At 50.7% G+C, this 19,146-nt stretch carries 14 protein-coding genes and 5 pseudogenes; 1 reads left to right on the top strand and 18 read right to left on the bottom strand.

Going from position 1 to position 19,146, the window contains the following annotated elements; translation table 11 throughout:
* Positions 1-98 precede the first annotated feature (98 nt).
* Positions 99-1,319, top strand: coding sequence for an ammonium transporter (locus JCM15764_RS08295; protein WP_054694579.1), 1,221 nt, complete (start codon positions 99-101; stop codon positions 1,317-1,319).
* Positions 1,320-1,448: 129 nt separating this feature from the next.
* Here the strand turns inward: JCM15764_RS08295 and gltX are convergent.
* From gltX to JCM15764_RS08210, 18 genes and pseudogenes are all read right to left on the bottom strand, one after another.
* A pseudogene (gene gltX, locus JCM15764_RS08290) lies at positions 1,449-2,854 on the bottom strand (glutamate--tRNA ligase).
* A 30-nt stretch (positions 2,855-2,884) separates the two neighbouring features.
* Entirely contained in the window at positions 2,885-3,064 is a 180-nt protein-coding gene (locus JCM15764_RS08285) for a DNA gyrase inhibitor YacG (RefSeq protein ID WP_054694576.1), read from the bottom strand.
* A 64-nt stretch (positions 3,065-3,128) separates the two neighbouring features.
* Positions 3,129-4,046 (bottom strand): NAD-dependent epimerase/dehydratase family protein, encoded by a 918-nt coding sequence (locus tag JCM15764_RS08280; protein ID WP_243688597.1) that lies wholly within the window; start codon positions 4,044-4,046, stop codon positions 3,129-3,131.
* A 16-nt stretch (positions 4,047-4,062) separates the two neighbouring features.
* The gene (locus JCM15764_RS08275) at positions 4,063-4,743 is read right to left on the bottom strand and encodes an SPOR domain-containing protein (protein ID WP_054694572.1); all 681 of its coding nucleotides are present in this window, start codon (positions 4,741-4,743) and stop codon (positions 4,063-4,065) included.
* Between the two features lie 11 nt (positions 4,744-4,754).
* Complete coding sequence (argS, locus tag JCM15764_RS08270) at positions 4,755-6,440, bottom strand: arginine--tRNA ligase (protein ID WP_054694570.1); 1,686 nt, start codon at positions 6,438-6,440, stop codon at positions 4,755-4,757.
* 279 nt (positions 6,441-6,719) lie between these two features.
* Positions 6,720-7,019, bottom strand: a complete 300-nt coding sequence (locus JCM15764_RS08265; protein WP_054694552.1) for an FtsB family cell division protein — start codon at positions 7,017-7,019, stop codon at positions 6,720-6,722.
* A gap of 18 nt (positions 7,020-7,037) precedes the next feature.
* A pseudogene (locus JCM15764_RS08260) lies at positions 7,038-7,975 on the bottom strand (UDP-glucuronic acid decarboxylase family protein).
* A 25-nt stretch (positions 7,976-8,000) separates the two neighbouring features.
* Complete coding sequence (locus tag JCM15764_RS08255) at positions 8,001-9,353, bottom strand: UDP-glucose dehydrogenase family protein (RefSeq protein ID WP_054694549.1); 1,353 nt, start codon at positions 9,351-9,353, stop codon at positions 8,001-8,003.
* Positions 9,354-9,455: 102 nt separating this feature from the next.
* A complete protein-coding gene (rsmA, locus tag JCM15764_RS08250) occupies positions 9,456-10,283 on the bottom strand; it encodes a 16S rRNA (adenine(1518)-N(6)/adenine(1519)-N(6))-dimethyltransferase RsmA (protein WP_054694696.1) in 828 nt (275 codons plus the stop codon).
* A gap of 5 nt (positions 10,284-10,288) precedes the next feature.
* Positions 10,289-11,314, bottom strand: coding sequence for a tRNA (adenosine(37)-N6)-threonylcarbamoyltransferase complex transferase subunit TsaD (gene tsaD, locus JCM15764_RS08245; protein ID WP_054694545.1), 1,026 nt, complete (start codon positions 11,312-11,314; stop codon positions 10,289-10,291).
* 61 nt (positions 11,315-11,375) lie between these two features.
* Positions 11,376-12,691, bottom strand: a pseudogene (locus JCM15764_RS28035) (PhoH family protein).
* A 20-nt stretch (positions 12,692-12,711) separates the two neighbouring features.
* Positions 12,712-12,903 carry a hypothetical protein gene (locus tag JCM15764_RS08235; protein ID WP_230198962.1) on the bottom strand — a complete coding sequence of 64 codons (192 nt, stop codon included), beginning with the start codon at positions 12,901-12,903 and terminating at the stop codon, positions 12,712-12,714.
* Between the two features lie 92 nt (positions 12,904-12,995).
* A complete protein-coding gene (locus JCM15764_RS08230; protein WP_054694539.1) occupies positions 12,996-14,135 on the bottom strand; it encodes an aminotransferase class V-fold PLP-dependent enzyme in 1,140 nt (379 codons plus the stop codon).
* Positions 14,136-14,176: 41 nt separating this feature from the next.
* A complete protein-coding gene (locus tag JCM15764_RS08225) occupies positions 14,177-15,226 on the bottom strand; it encodes a DHH family phosphoesterase (protein ID WP_054694537.1) in 1,050 nt (349 codons plus the stop codon).
* Positions 15,227-15,352: 126 nt separating this feature from the next.
* Positions 15,353-15,508 carry a transcription initiation factor IIB family protein gene (locus JCM15764_RS22450; RefSeq protein WP_012648007.1) on the bottom strand — a complete coding sequence of 52 codons (156 nt, stop codon included), beginning with the start codon at positions 15,506-15,508 and terminating at the stop codon, positions 15,353-15,355.
* A 145-nt stretch (positions 15,509-15,653) separates the two neighbouring features.
* Positions 15,654-16,217 (bottom strand): ComEA family DNA-binding protein, encoded by a 564-nt coding sequence (locus JCM15764_RS08220; RefSeq protein ID WP_243688596.1) that lies wholly within the window; start codon positions 16,215-16,217, stop codon positions 15,654-15,656.
* Positions 16,214-17,799, bottom strand: a pseudogene (gene cimA / locus JCM15764_RS08215) (citramalate synthase). The gene JCM15764_RS08220 and the pseudogene cimA overlap by 4 nt, the downstream one beginning before the upstream one ends.
* Positions 17,800-17,922: 123 nt before the next feature.
* Positions 17,923-19,144: pseudogene (locus tag JCM15764_RS08210) on the bottom strand (aspartate kinase).
* Positions 19,145-19,146 lie beyond the last annotated feature (2 nt).

Raw genomic sequence — 19,146 nt, 5'->3', positions numbered from 1 at the left:
TGTGATTTCAGGGACATGCACAATTGGCAAAAAGGTTGCTATGCAAAGCCGTGTCTTACCCAAAGGCGGGTAAAGAGCTTTACCACTGGAGGTAATAAATGGAAGCAATGCCAACGCTGGCAAATCTAAACAGCAGTTCCGATGTCCTTTTCCTCATGCTTGGCGCCGTCATGGTCTTCGCCATGCATGCCGGTTTCGCCTTTCTCGAAGTGGGCACTGTTCGCAAGAAAAACCAGGTAAATGCCTTCGTCAAAATCATTACCGACTGGTCGGTCTCAACCATTGTCTATTTCCTCATCGGTTTTCCCATTGCATACGGCATTTCCTTTCTGGTGCCAGCCACCGATCTCCTTGGCGCCAATCAGGGATACGATCTTACCCATTTCTTTTTTCTGCTCTGCTTCTCTGCCTGCATACCGGCAATCATCTCCGGAGGCATAGCGGAACGGGCGAAGTTTTGGCCTCAGGTGCTGGCCGGCGCAATTTTTGCCGGGTTGACCTATCCCATCTTCGAGTCCCTGATCTGGGGGCAGAATTCTGCACCGCTACAGAGTTTTTTCAAGACCTATGGGGGAGCCGAATTTCATGATTATGCGGGCTCGGTTGTAGTCCATTCCATTGGCGGCTGGCTCGCCCTGCCGGCAGTGATCATTCTTGGACCCCGAATGGGACGCTATCTTCGGGGCAAATCCCATCCGATTCCAATCAGCAATATACCCTTTCTTGCACTGGGTTCCTGGATACTTGCCGTAGGCTGGTTCGGCTTCAATGTCATGAGCGCCGGACACCTGGAGAAGATATCCGGGCTGGTTGCGGTAAATTCATTGATGGCCATGGTCGGCGGCGTTCTTGCGGCACTTGTAGCAGGCAAAAATGACCCCGGCTTCGTCCACAATGGCGCTTTGGCCGGCCTGATTGCCGTTTGTGCAGGGAGCGATATCATGCATCCTCTGGCGGCATTCATCACCGGATGCATCGCTTCCATTATCTTTGTCTACGGTTTTCATCTGGAACAGGAAAAACTGAAGATCGACGACGTGCTTGGCGTCTGGCCTCTCCATGGGGTGATTGGTTCCTGGGGAGGAATCGCTACCGGGATCTTCGGTCAAAAATTTTTCGGGGGCTTGGGGGGAGTCACCTTCATGTCACAATTTATGGGATCGGTGCTGGCAATTGCCTTTGCCCTTGTCAGCAGCCTGATTGTCTATGGCTGCCTTTCCAAAACCATCGGCGTCAGGCTGGATGAAGAACAGGAATTTGCCGGAGCCGATTTGAGCATCCATAGTATCGGTGCATATCCGGAAGATCATGTCCGGTAACGGGAAAAACCTTAATTATTTAATCTAAGGCCCCTGAAACGGGCCTTTTTTATTTTTAGGAAAGCACATAAAATAAAAAATGGTTACCGCTCCGGCGGTAACCATTATCCAGACATGGCTTCACCCGTGTTACTTTTTATCGATGAAAGCTGCCGCTCTCTCCAGTCTCAGACAGGTTTCCTCTTTACCCAGGACAGTCATCACCTCGTAAATACCTGGAGCCGCTGTGCCACCACACAAGGCAATGCGGACCGGCTGGGCTATCTGTCCAAGCTTGAATCCTTTTTCTCCGCAGATATCTTTAAAAACAGACTCAATACCGTCATGGCCAAAGGTATCCAAGTCCGAAAGTTTGCCTATCAAAAGACGGTAAAGTGAAGCGGTATCAGGGGTGAAGAATTTCTCCACCGCCTTTTCATCGTAAACGAAATTACGCTGGTAATAAAACACAGCTCCTTCCGCCATTTCCACAAGGGTTCTGGCCCGTTCCTGCAGAGTCTTAACCACCTGGATCAGATCCGGCCCCTCCGTCAAATCGATACCCTTGTCGGCTAGAAAAGGAGTCAGCAGGTCGGCAAGGCGTTTTTCATCGCCGGTCTTGATATAGTGAGCATTCAGCCAGAGTAGCTTGTCGGGGTTAAATACTCCGGCGGAACGGCCGACCTGTTCAATATTGAATTTTTCAATAAGGTCTTCCTTGCTGAAGATTTCCTCGTCGCCGTGGCTCCAGCCAAGCCTGACCAGATAATTGACCATCGCCTCAGGAAGAAATCCCATGTCCCGGTATGCCATGACACTGGTGGCGCCATGACGCTTGGACAGACGTGTCTTGTCGGCGCCGAGGATCATGGGCACATGGGCAAAGGCAGGAACAGGGTACCCCAGTGCTTCATAGAGAAGTATCTGGCGGGGGGTGTTGTTGACATGGTCATCGCCCCGGATAACCGTTGTTATCTCCATGGTCGCATCGTCAATGACAACCACGAAATTATAGGTCGGGGTACCGTCGCTCCTCTGGATGATGAGGTCATCCAGTTCGTCATTGTTGAAGGAGATCCTCCCCTTGATGAGGTCATCGAAGGCTGTCACTCCATCCTGCGGCGCCCTGAAACGCACCACATGGGGCCGGTCATCGGGAGCACCGGCAGGGAGATTGCGACAGGTGCCGTCATATTTGGGTTTCCGCCCTTCCTTGAAGGCGAGGTCTCTTTTCGCTTCGAGTTCTTCAGCCGTGCAGTAGCATTTATAGGCTTTTCCGGAATCAAGAAGTTTTTGCACAAATTCCTTGTAAACCGGAAATCGTTCAGACTGATAGAACGGGCCTTCGTCCCAGTCAAGGCCGAGCCACTCCATCCCCTGAAGTATGGCATCAACAGATTCCTGGTTGAACGGGCCACATCCGTGTCCTCTATGCGGAGGATGAATGTCCCTCGCTGCTTTTTGGCCAAAAGCCAGTTAAAAAGAGCAGTCCGCGCTCCACCCACATGAAGATAGCCGGTCGGGCTGGGAGCAAAACGGAGACGTACTTGTGACATATTCAACTCCTTCGATTGATAGATTACAGACTAGTTCTCTTCTTCGTCCTCAGACGGTTTTTTTTCGCCAGGAATTTTGTAGTTTTCGGAAAACCAGGAACCGAGGTCGATCATTTTGCAACGTTCCGAGCAGAATGGACGATGGGGATTGTCCTGCCATGACACTTCCTTCTGACAGTGGGGGCAAAAATGTTTAGCTGTTTTTTTCATGGCAATGATTGCTCTGAGTCTTGATACCAGCGGACGAAATTGGCAATGCCTTCTTCAATGGGTGTCACCGGCTTGTAGCTAGGACGGACGACGATTTTTCAATATTGGCGAAAGTACGTTCCACGTCGCCCGCCTGCATCGGCAGACACTCAAGAACCGCTTTTTTACCCAGTTGATGCTCGATTATCTTAACGAGACGGTTTAGAGCGACTGGACTGGAGCCACCCAGGTTGAAAATATCGTAGCGTTTCTCGCCCGTATTTACCCACTGCAATGCCTTTTCTATCCCGGCAACGATGTCGCCGATGTAGGTGTAATCTCGGCTGGTGCTGCCATCTCCATAAAAAGGAATGGGGTTTCCCTGCTCAATCAGCCTGACAAATTTGCTGATGGCAAGGTCCGGGCGTTGCCTGGGCCCATAAACGGTGAAGAATCTGAGACAGGCGATGTTGATGTCGTAAAGGTGATGATAGGTATGGCAGATTAATTCGCCAGCCTTTTTCGTTGCAGCATAAGGCGAAATGGGATTATCCACCGGATCAGCCTCGGCAAATGGCACTTTCGGATTGTTTCCGTATACTGAAGAACTGGAGGCAAAAAGAAAAAGCCGCACTCCGATTGCTTTTGCGGCCTCAAGAAGATTCATTGTCCCCCGCACGTTAACTTCCTCGTAAAGTAGCGGATTGTCGATGGACGGTCTTACTCCGGCGGCAGCAGCAAGATGAATAACAGCATCAGGCAGCTCCTGGGTGAATATGGCACGAATAAATTCCCCATCCCGAATATCGCCCTCACACAGGAGAAGTTGACGTCCGCAAGCCGCGGCATTGCCGGCAGTTTCTGTAAAATTCCGCCTCTTGACAGCAGGGGAGTAAAAATCGTTGAAGTTATCTACTATGATAATGTCATGGCCGGAGAGAAATAACCGCTCTGCCAGGTGAGATCCTATGAATCCGGCGCCACCTGTTATCAATATCCGCATGAAAGCCCCTTATATCTCATTCGGCAATGACAATGGCGCCCTTGCCTGCTTTTGCGGCAAGTTCGCCTGCTTCCGATTGTTTCAGATGCTTGCCCATACGCACCCGGTACCAGGTTCCCTTGCCCTGCACATTCGACTCCAGGATGTAAGCCGCCTGTCCTTTGGAAAGCAGGTTGGTCCTGATGGCCTCAGCTTCCGTCTTGTCCCTCAACGATGCAATTTGCACGCAGTAAGTGCCTTCTCCGGATGTCTGGCTCTTTGCAGGCGTTTTAGGGACAGCGGCTGTCTCTGTATTCGCCTCGGATTTAGGAGGGGCGCCTGGCGATAAAAGCTTTTGCTCCTGAAGGTTTTGTGGCCCGGGTATCGCCTTGTTTTGTTCGTCACCGGCCTTCGCCGGATTAAGGCCGCTGCCTATAACGGCTTTTGCCCCATTCGGCAGGGTCTGATAAAAGGTCAGCGGCACATCCTGCCCTGCAGGTTGTGCTTGAGGTGCGGGCGAAGGTGTTACTGCAGGTTTGGCAGCAGCCTTTTCATATGTATTCTTGACCGCTCGACCGCCGACAAACCACCCGCCGGCAAAACCTCCAACGAATGAGATAATGACTGCCCCGGCAACTATAAATACCAGAATTCCAATCGGTTGTTTTTTGGGACGGTTTTTGCTGACCGGCCTGCGTTCACAATAGTCCAGCACCATACAAGCCTCTGTTACATTTTCTCAGGAGCCGAGATCCCAAGCAGGTTCAAAGCATTTTTCAGGGTCAGTGCCACACACTTCAAAAGGAACAGCCTCGCGGCAGTCAGCTGACTGTCTTCGGTGATAACCCGGTTTTTGTTATAAAAGCCATGAAATAGTCCGGCCAGTTCCTGAAGATAATTGGCAATCCGGTGGGGCTCAAAGTTGGCGGCGCTCCCCTCCACCACCTCCGGAAAGGAGGCAAGGGCCTTGACTATGGCCATTTCTTCAGGCTCGATCAACTGGTCAAGATTCACACCGTCGGCCCCGGGCACGACAAATCCCTTCTCTGCTGCATTCTCGAAGATACTGCAGATCCTGGCATGGGCATACTGGACATAGTAGACCGGGTTGTCCAGGGATTTCTGCTTTGCCAGATCTATGTCGAAAACCAGCTGCGAGTCGGGCTTACGCATGACGAAAAAGAAGCGGGTCGCATCGCGACCGACTTCATCGATGAGGTCACGCAGAGTAACGTAGCTTCCGGCGCGCTTGGAGATCTTCACCTCTTCGCCGCCGCGCAGGACAGTCACCATCTGGTGAAGCACATATTCCGGCCATCCGGCAGGAATTCCCGCATCAAGGGCCTGCAATCCCGCACGAACCCGGGTAATGGTACTGTGGTGATCGGCCCCCTGCTCGTTGACGACACGGGTAAAGCCTCTCTCCCATTTGCGCAGGTGATAGGCCACATCCGGAACAAAATAGGTATAGCCTCCCCCCGATTTCCGCATCACCCGGTCTTTGTCGTCGGCAAAGGAGGTGGTGCGAAGCCACAGGGCATCGTCCTGTTCATAGGTGTGGCCGCTGTCGACGAGACGCCGAACAACCCTTTCAACGCTGCCATCGGCATAAAGGTCCGACTCCAGGGAATAGACATCGAAATGCACATCGAAAGCGGCCAGATCCTGGTCCTGCTCACGACGGAGAAAGGCGACGGCAAAACGCCTGATTGCTTCCAGATCCTGGGGATCGCCTGCGGCGGTCACGTGTTGATCGTCTGCATGGACCGTCTCGCGGGCCATGTAAGCACGGGCCACGTCAATGATGTACTCCCCCTGGTAGCCGTCGGAAGGCCAGCCGGGATCGTCCGGACCTTTGCCGAGACAGCGGGCCTGCACCGAAAGAGCCAGATTGGCAATCTGCTGTCCGGCATCATTGTAGTAGAATTCACGGGTAACATCCCATCCGGTAGCTGACAGAAGACGGCAGATGGTATCACCCAGGGCAGCTCCGCGACCATGACCGATATGCAGAGGGCCTGTGGGATTGGCGCTGACGAACTCAACCTGGATTTTTTTCCCACCACCGACCCCGCTTTTTCCGTACTCGGAGCCGACCTGGTCGACCTCCTGCAGAGTCTGTCTCCAGGCTTCGTCTTTTAGATGGAAATTAATAAAGCCGGGACCGGCAATCTCGATTTTTTCACATATTCCCGATCCGTCGGCCAGATGGCTGACAAGTGTTTCAGCAACCATTCGGGGCGCTTTTTTTTCCGCCTTGGCCAGGAGCATCGCCACATTTGTCGCAAAATCCCCATGGTCGGCATGGGCAGGCTTTTCAATAATGATTGACGGGAATTCGCCGGAAGAAAGGCTTCCGTCGGCATAGCAGCCTGCCAATCCTTGGGTGATCAAAGTGCGGAGTAATTCCTTCATCACTCCTCCTGTTTATCTTTGGATGAACTGTCCTCTTGAACAGTATCTTTGATTGAAATATCCCTGGTGAAGTCCGGACAATGGGCACCATTGTCGGAAACACAGAATTTTTTCGCGCAATTTTCACGCCATGCACAGATGGCGCAGAATTGCCGAGAGGTTCTTATATTCACATTTTATCCTTTGATTTGAGTGCTCGGTAAATAGATGGAACCAAGTTGAGACAGGTCCGTGGGGGTAACCAGTTCCGGCTCGCTTATGGAAGAGCGGCCCCAGAATTTATTTCTGTGTCAACTGGTCTTTCTTCTCCGGTGGAAACTGGTAAATCACCTCGTTTTGCCTCACCAGCCCGAAATCTCGCCGGGCTATGCTCTCCAGATAGCGACGATCACTGCGCAAGGCTTCGATCTCACGCTTCAGTTTCTCATTTTCTGTCTTCAACGATTGAAGATGTTCCTGAATCTCCTTGTTATCCTTGTTGAGGTGATAAATGCGCAACAAACCTCTATCACCGAAGATGGTAAAAAACAGGATGAAGACGATGATACCGGCAGGTATAAGAAGCATCCGCTTCCGCATGATGTCAGGTCCTCCGGATCAACGACCTTGAGTAAGGAGGGAAGCAAAATAATCGATGGTTTTTTTAAGACCCTGCTCAACGTCAACGGTCGGCCGCCAGTCCAGTTTTTGCTGGGCCAGGGAAATATCAGGCTGTCGCTGTTTCGGATCGTCTGCGGGCAAGTCCTTGTATATAATCTTTGATGTGGAACCGGTAAGCTGAATGATCCTGTGTGCAAACTCCACAATGGTAGTCTCAGTGGGGTTTCCCAGATTCACCGGTCCGGTAAAATCTTCGCATTCCATCATCCTCATCATGCCATCGACCAGGTCATCAACATAGCAGAAGGAACGGGTTTGCTTCCCTTCTCCATAGACCGTTATATCTTCCCCGGCCAGCGCTGGATAATGAAATTGGAAACAACCCTGCCGTCGTTGACGGCCATGCGGGGACCATAGGTGTTGAAGATGCGGATGATCCGGATATCGACCCCGTTCTGACGATGGTAATCCATCATCAGCGTTTCAGCCACCCTTTTCCCTTCATCGTAGCAACTTCTTATACCGATGGGGTTCACATTACCCCAGTATTCTTCACGCTGGGGATGAACCTGCGGATCACCGTAGACCTCGGATGTGGAGGCCTGAAGTATCCTCGCCCTCACCCTTTTTGCCAGACCCAGCATATTGATGGTGCCCATGACACTGGTCTTTATGGTCTTTACCGGGTTGTACTGGTAGTGAATGGGGGATGCCGGACAGGCCAGATTGTAAATGCGGTCCACCTCCAGCAGAATCGGCTCCGTGATATCGTGGCGGATGAGTTCGAAGCGGCGGTCATCACACAACTTCTCAATGTTTTTCTTGCTGCCGGTAAAAAAATTATCGAGACAGATAACTTCATTGCCGGAAGCAAGAAGTCTTTCACAAAGATGCGAGCCGATAAAGCCGGCGCCGCCGGTAACGAGAATGCGCATAGTGAATCCTTGGTTCCCTCTCTATTCAACAGGCAGTGCTGAAATGTTTGCCGTTTCGGCCGATGGGCAGATATTCAAAGCCGGCTTCCTTGATGCGTGATGGTTCATAGAGATTTCTGCCATCAAAGATGAGTGGCCTCTTGAGCAAGGTCCTGATTCTTTCAAAATCAGGGGTTCGATATTCGTTCCATTCGGTTACAATGGCCAACGCATCGGCTCCCTTGAGTATCTCGTACTGGTTGTTGCTGTAAGTGATACGATCGCCGAAGATCTTTCGTGCCTCTTTGATAGCCTCCGGGTCATGGGCGCAAACCTTAGCACCCAGTTCAAGCAAGCGGCCTATAATAACCACGGATGGGGCTTCGCGCATGTCATCGGTTCGAGGTTTGAATGACAGTCCCCAGATGGCAATGGTCCTGCCCTTGAGGGATTCGGTCGAGCCGTCACCAAGACAGCGGATGATCTTGTCGGTCAATACCAGTTTCTGCAGCTCATTAACCTCTTCCACGGCCTTCAGGAGCATGAAATCATAGTCGTTCTCCTCGGCGGTTTTGACCAGAGCCTTGACATCCTTGGGAAAGCAGGAGCCACCATAGCCGACCCCAGGAAATAAAAAATCGTAGCCGATGCGCGAGTCGGAACCAATTCCTTCTCTGACTGCCGAAACGTCGGCACCCATGCGATCGCAGAGGTTGGCTATCTGGTTCATGAAGGAGATTTTGGTCGCCAGCATGGCGTTGGCTGCATATTTGGTCATCTCGGCGCTACGGATGTCCATAAGGATCAACCGGTTTGTTTTGCGCATAAATGGCGAATAGAGTTCCTTCATGATCTCGCCGGTGCGCACATTGTCTGTGCCGATAACCACCCGGTCAGGTTTCATGAAATCGTCAATGGCAGCGCCTTCTTTCATGAATTCAGGGTTGGACACCACGTCGAATTCAATGTCCCTACCTCTCTTTTGGAGCTCTTCCCTGACAACGCCACGAACTTTATCTGCCGTGCCTACGGGCACTGTGGACTTGTCCACCAGTATCTTGAAGCCTTCCATATTGCGGCCTATTACCCTGGCCACATCCAGAACGTATTGCAGGTCAGCAGAACCATCCTCGCCTGGCGGAGTCCCCACAGCGATGAAATTTATCAAAGAAACCTTGACTGCGGCTGCCAGATCGGTGGTAAAAGATAGCCGTCCTTCGGCGAAGTTCCTGATGACCAGTTCCTTCAGGCCGGGCTCATATATGGGGATGACACCCTGCTTAAGCCCTTCAATCTTGGCTTCATCCACATCAACGCAGATGACATCATTACCGCTTTCGGCAAAACAGGTCCCGGCAACAAGCCCCACATAGCCTGTTCCGATAATGCAGATTTTCATTGAAGGATGCCTCCTCAGGCAGGTGGTTTAGCAGTTCTATATACCACAGAAGATGTCACTTCGCCAGCGTTTTCAGGGTAAAAACTAGAAATTTTAAATAGTTCATGGACTTTGCCTTTTCTGAAACGCCAGGACTTGCCTGGTAAGTCGGGCGTATTCTTCCAGGGTAAGGGTCTCCCCCCTGCGTCCTCCATCTATACCCGCCTGGGACAAAATGAGATTCAAGTCATCATTGTCAGCAATCAGGGCTGACCTCAGACAGTTGGCAAGGGTCTTGCGACGCTGACTGAAGGAAGCCTTGACCACCTGCCTGAACAGGGTCTCGTCACCCACATCCTGCCGTGGTGCAGCCAGCGGGACAAATTTGAGTACCACCGAATCTACTTTGGGTATTGGTCTGAAAGACCCGGGCTTCACTATCAGCACACGAGAAATATTGAAGTGCAGATTGCATAAAACAGACAGGATGCCGTATTCCTTGGTGCCTGGAAAAGCTATGAGCCGGTCGCCGACCTCTTTTTGCAGCATTAAAATCAATGACGAAAACAGCGATACATTATCAAGAAATTTAAAGATCACCTGACTGGAAATGTTGTAGGGGAGATTAGCCGCGACCTTCCATCTTCCGTTCCAGCGGCTGCCCAAGACTTCAGGAAGCTCAATCTTTAGGATATCTCCCTGGATAAATTCCAAGTTGTCTGCCCCAGAGAATTCCTTCTCCAGTAATGGAACCAGTTGACGATCCAGTTCCACAGCCAGTACCTGTTCGGCTCTCTTTACCAGCAGGGAGGTCAATGCACCACGACCGGGGCCGATCTCCAGCACCCTGTCGGACGGCTCAAGGACCACTGCCTCCACGATCCGGGAAAGCACATTGCCATCAACCAGAAAGTTCTGCCCCATGGATTTTTTTGCACGTATTTTCTCCATGGGAATCAATTTCCTCCAGTTAAAGAGATAGCATCAAGTGGCCATACGGGCAAGGCATCCAGTTCAAAGCCGCAGGCAATATTGTTGCAAAGATAATAGTCGCCGGGAACGGCAAGCATCGCTCCATTATCGGAGCAGAGAAGCGGCGAAGGTATGAACAGTTCTGCGCCTTCTGTTTCGGCAAAGGTGGCCATGTCCCTGCGCAATCCACTGTTGCAGGCTACGCCACCTGCAACGACCAGTCTCTTGATGCCACTTTGGATAACGGCTGCCCTGGTTTTACTCACCAAGACCTCACAGACGGCGGCCTGAAATGAAGCACAGACGTCGTTCAGTGCCGAACCTTCCATGGCAGCGGGATTTTTACGGACATAATTCAGAACAGCTGTTTTCAGGCCACTGAAACTGAAATTGTAATTATCCTCATGGATCAGTGGCCGCGGAAACTTTATCGCCCTGGGATCGCCTTCAGCCGCCAAGCGGTCGATAAGGGCACCACCGGGGTAAGGTAAACCCATCAGCTTGGCGACCTTGTCGAAAGCTTCTCCGGCCGCATCGTCAAGGGTCTGGCCGATAGTCTTGTAACGGCCGATGGCCTGCACCTCGTAAAGATGAGTATGGCCGCCCGAAACGGCAAGGGCGATGAAAGGAAATTCCACATCCCTTTCAAGCATAATGGCGAGGATATGGGATTCGATATGGTTCACCCCTACTACAGGGATATTGAGTCCATAGGCCAGAGCTTTGGCCGTGGATATTCCCACCAGCAACGCTCCTGCCAGGCCGGGGCCCCGGGTGACGGCTATTCCTTCGATGGCCGATATGGGTAGATCTGCCTTGCGCAGTGCCTCTTCAATGACAATGGAAATGGTTTCCAGATGTTTGCGCGAGGCTATTTCCGGCACCACGCCTCCGTAATCGGCATGGATGCTGATCTGTGAGGCGACGATATTGGAAAGGATTTCCCTGCCATTCCTGACAACGGATGCAGCAGTCTCATCACATGAAGATTCAATTGATAAAAGCAGCATAAACTAGAAGGGCGTGGTTTTACACGCCCTTACACCTCTCGATTATTGGGGATCCTACTGATTATAGAAGATTGGCTGCCAGTTCGGCCAGCTCCGAACGTTCCCCTTTTGTCATGGTTATATGTCCGGCAATGCCTTGTCCTTTAAACCTTTCCACCACATAAGTTAAACCATTGCTTGAGGAGTCCACATAAGGGTTGTCGATCTGGTAAGGGTCACCGGTAAGAACAATTTTCGTCCCTTCACCTGCACGGGTGATGATGGTTTTGATCTCGTGGGGGGTCAGGTTTTGGGCCTCATCTACGATCATATACTGATTGGGTATGGACCGGCCACGGATATAGGTCAAGGGCTCTATGTCCATGATGCCCATGGCCATCAGCTCTTTGTAGCCCTTGCTATGGCGCTTTTCACCTTCGTGGCCGGTAAGCAGAAGTTCAACGTTGTCGAATATGGGCTGCATCCATGGTGTGAGTTTTTCTTCGATGTCGCCGGGCAGAAAACCCAGGTCTCTTCCCATGGGGAATACCGGGCGGGAGACGAGTAACCGGTTGTAAATATTTTCTTCTGCAGTCTTGTGCAATCCGGCAGCGATGGCAACCAGTGTCTTGCCCGTACCGGCCTTGCCGACCAGAGTTACCAGCTTGATGTTGTCATCCAGCAGCGCTTCCAGGGCGAAAGCCTGTTCGCGGTTCCTGGGATGAATGCTCCAGATGCCTTCTTTACCAACCTTTTGATGGCAAAAACTTTATTCTCCTTATCGTCGTATCTACCGATAGCCGTGTGGGAAGCATTCAACTGGTCCTTGAAACACACGAACTGGTTGGGGTAGAAGTTTTGTTCCATGGATAACCAGCCCTGGCCATGGAAGCGGTCAATCACATCAGCTTCAGCTTCGATTTCGATATATCCCGAATAGAGATCTTCGATCACAACCTTGTCGGATTCGTAATCTTCGGCAACAAGGCCGATGGCATCTGCTTTGATGCGCAGGTTGGTATCCTTGGTTACGAATATGACCGGTTCTTTCTCATTTTTTGCCTTGACGTCAAAAGCCACCGCAAGAATGCGGTTATCGCCCCGCTCTTCGCGCAGCTCGGGAGGGAGCCTCTTCATCACTTGCTCTTCATAGATCTCGACGCGAATATTGCCGCCATTTTCCAGCTTTATCCCTTCAGACAACGAGCCTTGCTTGCGCAGGTCGTCGAGAAGCCTGGATATTTGCCTGGCATTGCGCCCCGTTTCATTCATATCCTTTTTGAAACGGTCAATTTCTTCAATCACAGTGATGGGAATGATAATGTTGTTTTCCTGAAATTTGAAAACAGCCTGTGGATCATAGAGAAGTACGTTGGTGTCCAGTATGAAGTGTTTCATGTAATCCTTTCCCATTCAATTTATCTTTCTGAGACAGACAGCACCAAGCCCCTGGATGTGGCAAGGATCTTAAGGTAAACAGGCTGTTTCTTGTATTCTGCATCCAGCACTACCTCACCATCCTTGTTCAATGCTGCAAGCACACGTTCCGGAGACTCCTTTATCCTGTAAAAATTGTAGATGCCGGTACGGTAGAGTTCTTCCTTTTTCACCGGGCGCTCAGGAGGTAGAGAGCACCCGAAGCAAGTGAGCAAAATAAGGCAGAGTGTGGAATAAAATATCCTTCTCATTACCGATCCTTTCCTTAATGAATGATGCTGTGCAATGCATCCAGCAAGAAGGCTATGTCTTTGTCGGTGTTGAAAAACCCTGGACTTACCCTGACAGTCCCATGGGGATAAGTACCGATGGTCTTGTGGGCCATGGGGGCGCAGTGAAGTCCGACCCTGACGCTGATATCGAAATCGGCATCAAGATGAAAACCTATGGTTGCAGGATCAATACCCTCGACAGTGAAGGATACGGCCCCCCCGCGCGATTCGGCATTATCCGCTGCAAAAGTCTTAACCCGTGGGAGCTGTTTCAGACCATCAAGCAGCAGGGACACCAGTTTCATCTCCTTCTGCCTGATATTATCGATGCCTGTTTTCAGAATGAATTCCACACCTGCTTTAAGTCCGGCTATGCCCGGCGTATTCAATGTGCCGCTTTCGAACTTTTCCGGCATCGTCTCAGGCTGTGCCGTATCCGACGAGGAAGTTCCGGTCCCGCCCAAAAGAAACGGCGACAGCTCGACATGTTCTGCGATATAAAGAAGACCTGTCCCCTGGGGACCCAGCAGCCCTTTGTGGCCCGGTACTGCCAACAGATCTATCTTCTGGTCGATAACGTTGATCGGCAGGTATCCGGCGCTCTGGGCAGCATCAACCAGGAAGAAAACTCCTGCCTTTCTTGCCGTGTCACCGATCGAGGCAATGGGTTGGATAGTGCCGGTCACATTGCTGCAGTGGGACAAGGCTATAAGCTTCGTTTCCGGGCGAAGTGCAGCATAAATCGCGGCAGGGTCAATGCTCCCATTCCTGTCGGCAGTAACCCAGGTTATTTGCACGCCTCTGTTTTTTGCAGCATACAGAGGGCGGACAAGGGAGTTGTGTTCCATTGTCGTCGTAACAACATGGTCGCCAGGCTTTAACAAGCCGTTGACTGCGATATTGAGTCCTTCGGTAGCACTGTGGGTAAAGACCAGGCGGGATGAATCGGTAATGCCAAAGAAAGATGCCAGTATCTCGCGCGCCTCGAAAACAAGTCTTGATGCGGCCAAGCTTCTTTTATAACCGCCCCTGCCAGGACCGACGCCTATTTCTCGGAGGGCATGCTCAACGGCTCCATAGACGGGGTCAGGTTTGGGAAAAGTAGTAGCCGCATTGTCCAGGTAAACTGACATTCTTAATCTAGTAACATTTTAAGGCATGTTTGGCAACTCTTTCATGGGTGCTTACTGAATAGTTTTTCCGGTTTTACCTTGGACATTGCCAGCGCCTTGAAAAGCCGGTCCGTGAGTATCCGTTCAAGCTTGAGCATTTCTTCCACAGACGCAGAGACCTTATCCACCTTGCCACCCGCCATCATGCCATGCCCTCCGGCTGTCCCCATCCCGTCCACCAACTTTTTGATGATTTCTCCCACATTGGTATCATGGCGTATGGTACGCATGGATAAAATCATCTCATTATTGTAATGTCCCATACAAAGCACGGTCTCGATCTTTTCAAGTCTGAGCAGGAAATCGGCAAGCTCGGCAACTATTTCAGGAAAGACAACCATGCGCAGGTTTGCCACCAGTACAGTATCGTATATTCGGGTATGTTTGAGGGCATTGTTCAAGGACAGGAAGTATTCAGCAGGGAGTTTCGGATGACAGATCTCATAGAGAAGCAGTTTGTTGGTGAGGGGAAAAAGCTTGTGGTACGCTTCTCTGTCAGGTCGATTCGCCTCGCGACCCAAATCCTGGGTCTCCGATTTAATGGCATAAAAAAGGGCTGTGGCAAGTTTGGTACCGATGGGAATGTTTTCTGCCACCAGATATTCATAGAGGATAGTCGCCGTCACACCGTAATTCGGACGTATATCCACAAAGCGACAGTTCATGCTGGTTTCTCTTACCGGATGATGATCGATAAGAATGTCAACTGTTGTGCCAGGAGGCAATGAATTGTTGCCGACGCCAGGTTGAGTATCTACCATGCAAATCACCTGAAAATCGCTTATATTCAGAATTGCAAGGGGGGTAAGCGGTATCTGCAGTTCTTTGGCCATGGCCAGGTTTTCACTTCGGCCAATCATCCCCGAGAATGAGAGGACCGCTTCCCTGTTCAACTTCATGACAAAAAGATGATTCAGGGCCATTGCCGAGGCGAAGCAATCGGGATCGGGATTATCGTGAACAACAATGAGGATTTTGCCTTTTCCCCTGACCCACCTCAACATATCTTCCACAAACCCGTTGAGGCTGGAGCAGTCAGCTGCAATGGACATGAAAACTCCCATAAAAACAATTACTAAATTGTATCTGAAGGTGCCCCCGATACAATATATCAGCCCAGAAAAAGCAATAAAAAAGGGGGCAACTTGCCCCCTCATCTTCATGAAGATTTATACATCTCAACCTAGAAAGCTGTTGTGATTCCTTGCCCTGTTGGCAAGAATGGTGGGATCGAGCACCTCACCACAGCAGGTGCACTTCCAGGCATCAAAAGACCTGACGAAGTCATAGTATTTCTCGGCAAACATGCGACCTTTACACTTGGGACATTGCATAATAAATAACCTCCAGAGGGTGAAATAATTAATCAAAGTGTCCCCTGTGGTATTCATCATACATGCCACGACAAAGCAGATTAGTGGAAAAGGCAAAGCTACACTTAATCGACAGTAAAAATCTTTTACAATTTTACATAGTTACTTACTCATAAAAAATCCCATAATTTTTTCTACCTTCTTCAGAGATACCTTTTACGCTTTTCAGTTCCTCGATGGGACAAAAACCGCCATTATCTTGACGATAATCAACGATATCTTTTGCTGTTTTTGGTCCGATACCAGGCAAGGCTTCCCAATCATCCTCTTCCATTAATCCCAGGTCAAGGGGGACTCCCAGGATCAGACGTTCTTTAGCCTTCATATAACTTATGGATAGCGCGTACTTATTTTGCCCTTTTTGCTTAACATCCAAAATCATGCCGGGTTTCAATGATATCTGAAGATTGACATCGGATGCAGGAAGAAAGGCCGGATCGAGGATCGTCATATTTGTGACGGTCCCTATGGTAGAACCGTCAGGTAATCGATAAACGCCTGAGCGCGACACATCTCCTTTAATTCTAACAGTGACTCTGCCTGTTGACCAAGAAAGAAAGGCCACTGCCGGTCCGGTTTTCGTCCGTAAGCAGTGGCCTTTATACAAAAGAGATGCAACAAGAAAGAAAGCAAAGAGCCAGACTATGAAGCGCTGGCTTCTCACCGTCACTTTCTCGACGCCTCGTTTTCCTCATCCTTGTGCAGCTTGAATTCGATGCAATCGATCAGAGCCTGGTAAGATGCGTCAATGATATTGTCCGAAACGCCAACCGTGCCCCAGCGGCTTTGTTTGTCGCCCGACTCGATCAGCACCCTGATGGCCGATGCCGTGCCCTGACCCGCGGGAAGAACCCTGACCTTGTAATCCAGCAGTTTCACCTCTTTGAGCCGCGGGTAGAATTTCTCCAGTGCCTTGCGTATGGCATTATCAAGCGCGTTGACCGGACCATTTCCTTCAGCAGCGGTATGTTCGACCTTACCGCCCACCTTTACCATGATGGTCGCTTCCGAAATCATCTTCTGGTCTTCATGACGTTTCTCATCGATGACACGGAAACCAATCACTGAGAAGAATTTCTTGTGGGTGCCAAGCGCCCGCTTCATCAGCAGTTCGAAGGATGCCTCAGCCCCTTCGAATTGATATCCCCTGTTCTCCATTTCCTTGATGTTATCGAGGATTTCAAGGGTAACGGGATCCTTGCTGTCCAAGTTGATCTGAAATTCCTCGGCTTTTGCCAGTATGTTGGCTCTGCCCGAGAGGTCGGATACCAGAACCCTGGTGCTGTTGCCCACCAGTTCCGGCCGCAGGTGTTCATAGGTTTCCGGGTGTCTCTGTATGGCACTGACGTGTACCCCCCCTTTGTGGGCAAAGGCTGAATTTCCCACGTATGGTTGGTGCTTGCTGGGCGAAAAATTGGCCAGTTCATAAACATACCGGGATAATTCGCGCAGCTTCTTCAACTTTTCCCCTGAAACCGACTCCTTATGCATTTTCAGTTGCATGGCCGGGATGATGGAGCAAAGGTTTGCATTGCCGCAACGCTCACCGAAGCCGTTGATGGTCCCCTGCACCTGAACGATGCCCAGGGAGACGGCCATAAGAGAGTTGGCAACCGCACACTCGGAATCATTGTGGGCGTGAATGCCAAGAGGGGTCTTGATGTGCTTTTTCACGTCCTTGATGATGTCGGACAAATCGAAAGGCATGGTGCCGCCGTTGGTGTCACAGAGAATTATGCAATCGACCTTTGCCTCCTCTGCGGCCTTGAGTGTCTTGATGGCGTATTCCGGATTGGCCTTGTAGCGTCGAAGAAATGCTCGGCATCATAGAAGACTTCAGGTGCATGCGCCTTGAGATACTCCAGGGAGTCGAAGATCAGCTCCAGATTCTCGTCAAGGGAAATACGCAGCGCCTCGCGAACATGGAAATCCCACGTCTTGCCGAAAATGGTGACAACGTCGGGCTGGGCCTGGATCAGGGTGATGATGTTCTGATCTTTATCCGGGGTGATCTTTGCGCGCCTGGTGGAACCGAAGGCAGCGATCTTGGCATGGGAAAGCTTTTCCTTTTTTATATCCTTGAAAAAAGCCACATCCTTGGGATTGCTGCCCGGCCATCCCCCTTCGATATAATGGACACCGAATTCATCCAGTTTATGGGCAATGCGGACCTTGTCTTCAACAAGAAAAGAGATATCTTCAGCTTGGGTACCATCTCGAAGGGTGGTGTCGTAGATTTTTACCAGACTCATGTTTTCACCTTTATATGCGTTGTAGTTCTTCTGTTAAACCAAAAGGCACAGAAAACATCGATGGAATCTCTGCATTTCTGTGCCTTTCAGGTTATGTCGCTTTATGACGAATCGGCTTGCAGATTATGCAGCTTTACCGGACAAGCCGAAAATATCGTGGAGCACACGCACGGCAAGCTCGGTGTACTTGGCATCTATTACCACCGAAACCTTTATTTCCGATGTGGAGATCATCTGGATGTTGATCCCTTCCTTGGCCAGGGCCTGGAACATTCTGGTTGCCACACCTGCGTGGCTTCTCATGCCGACGCCCACCACGGAAACCTTGCTGATATTCTCGTCTGTCACAACCTCTTTTGCATCGATGCCTTTGGCTGCTTCCCTGGTGATTGCCAGAGCCTTCTTGAAATCGGCCTTGGTCACGGTAAAGGTGAAATCGGTCAGATCGGCTGCACTCACATTCTGCACTATCATATCAACCGAAATGTTGGCTTCGGACAAGGGCGATAGTATCTTGGCTGCAATACCAGGCTTGTCGGGCACCTGCATCACGGCAATTTTGGCCTCGTTTTTGTCATATGCTATTCCTGAAACGAGAACTGCTTCCATATCTTTATCCTCCTTGGTAACCATGGTTCCTGGATTGTCGTTGAAGCTGGAGCGCACATGCACATCCACGTTATATTTCTTGGCAAATTCCACGGAGCGTATCTGGAGGACCTTTGCCCCAAGGCTTGCCAGTTCAAGCATCTCATCATAGGAGACCTTCTCGATCTTCTTTGCATCCTCACAGATATTGGGATCGGTAGTATAGACGCCATCAACATCGGTGTATATTTCACAGACGTCGGCCTTGAGGCTGCCGCCATGGCCACTGCAGAGGTATCGGAGCCGCCGCGCCCGAGAGTGGTGACGTTACCGTCACTGTCTACTCCCTGAAAGCCGGCTACAACGAGAATAGTCCCATCCTTGATGTCGGCACGTATCTTCGTATCGTCGATCTTTTCGATGCGAGCCTTGCTGAAAGCGTTATCGGTGATTATGGGAATCTGCCAGCATGATATGACTTGGCTTTATAGCCCATGGATTTGAGACACATGGCCAGGAGGGCAATGGAAACCTGCTCTCCCGATGCAACCAGGACGTCGTATTCCCTGTTATCCGGAAACTCACTTATATCATTGGCCAGGGCGACCAGCTTGTTTGTTTCACCGGACATTGCCGAAACGACTACAACCATGTCGTTGCCGGCATCATATGTTTTAGCGACCCTCTTGGCAACATTACGAATTCGCTCTATTGTCCCCATTGAACTGCCGCCATACTTTTGGACCACCAGTGCCATGC

This window comes from Geotalea toluenoxydans JCM 15764, assembly GCF_001311985.1.
Classification (GTDB): domain Bacteria; phylum Desulfobacterota; class Desulfuromonadia; order Geobacterales; family Geobacteraceae; genus Geotalea; species Geotalea toluenoxydans.
Note: the sequence above shows the minus strand (reverse complement) of the source record. Positions and strands in the feature narration are given on the sequence as shown.

Bases quoted from the DNA above. Each gene is read 5' to 3' on its own strand.
- JCM15764_RS08295 (WP_054694579.1), top strand. From the start codon at position 99: ATGGAAGCAATGCCAACGCTGGCAAATCTAAACAGCAGTTCCGATGTC.
- JCM15764_RS08285 (WP_054694576.1), bottom strand. From the start codon at position 3,064: ATGAAAAAAACAGCTAAACATTTTTGCCCCCACTGTCAGAAGGAAGTG.
- JCM15764_RS08280 (WP_243688597.1), bottom strand. From the start codon at position 4,046: ATGCGGATATTGATAACAGGTGGCGCCGGATTCATAGGATCTCACCTG.
- JCM15764_RS08275 (WP_054694572.1), bottom strand. From the start codon at position 4,743: ATGGTGCTGGACTATTGTGAACGCAGGCCGGTCAGCAAAAACCGTCCC.
- argS (WP_054694570.1), bottom strand. From the start codon at position 6,440: ATGAAGGAATTACTCCGCACTTTGATCACCCAAGGATTGGCAGGCTGC.
- JCM15764_RS08265 (WP_054694552.1), bottom strand. From the start codon at position 7,019: ATGCGGAAGCGGATGCTTCTTATACCTGCCGGTATCATCGTCTTCATC.
- JCM15764_RS08255 (WP_054694549.1), bottom strand. From the start codon at position 9,353: ATGAAAATCTGCATTATCGGAACAGGCTATGTGGGGCTTGTTGCCGGG.
- rsmA (WP_054694696.1), bottom strand. From the start codon at position 10,283: ATGGAGAAAATACGTGCAAAAAAATCCATGGGGCAGAACTTTCTGGTT.
- tsaD (WP_054694545.1), bottom strand. From the start codon at position 11,314: ATGCTGCTTTTATCAATTGAATCTTCATGTGATGAGACTGCTGCATCC.
- JCM15764_RS08230 (WP_054694539.1), bottom strand. From the start codon at position 14,135: ATGTCAGTTTACCTGGACAATGCGGCTACTACTTTTCCCAAACCTGAC.
- JCM15764_RS08225 (WP_054694537.1), bottom strand. From the start codon at position 15,226: ATGTCCATTGCAGCTGACTGCTCCAGCCTCAACGGGTTTGTGGAAGAT.
- JCM15764_RS22450 (WP_012648007.1), bottom strand. From the start codon at position 15,508: ATGCAATGTCCCAAGTGTAAAGGTCGCATGTTTGCCGAGAAATACTAT.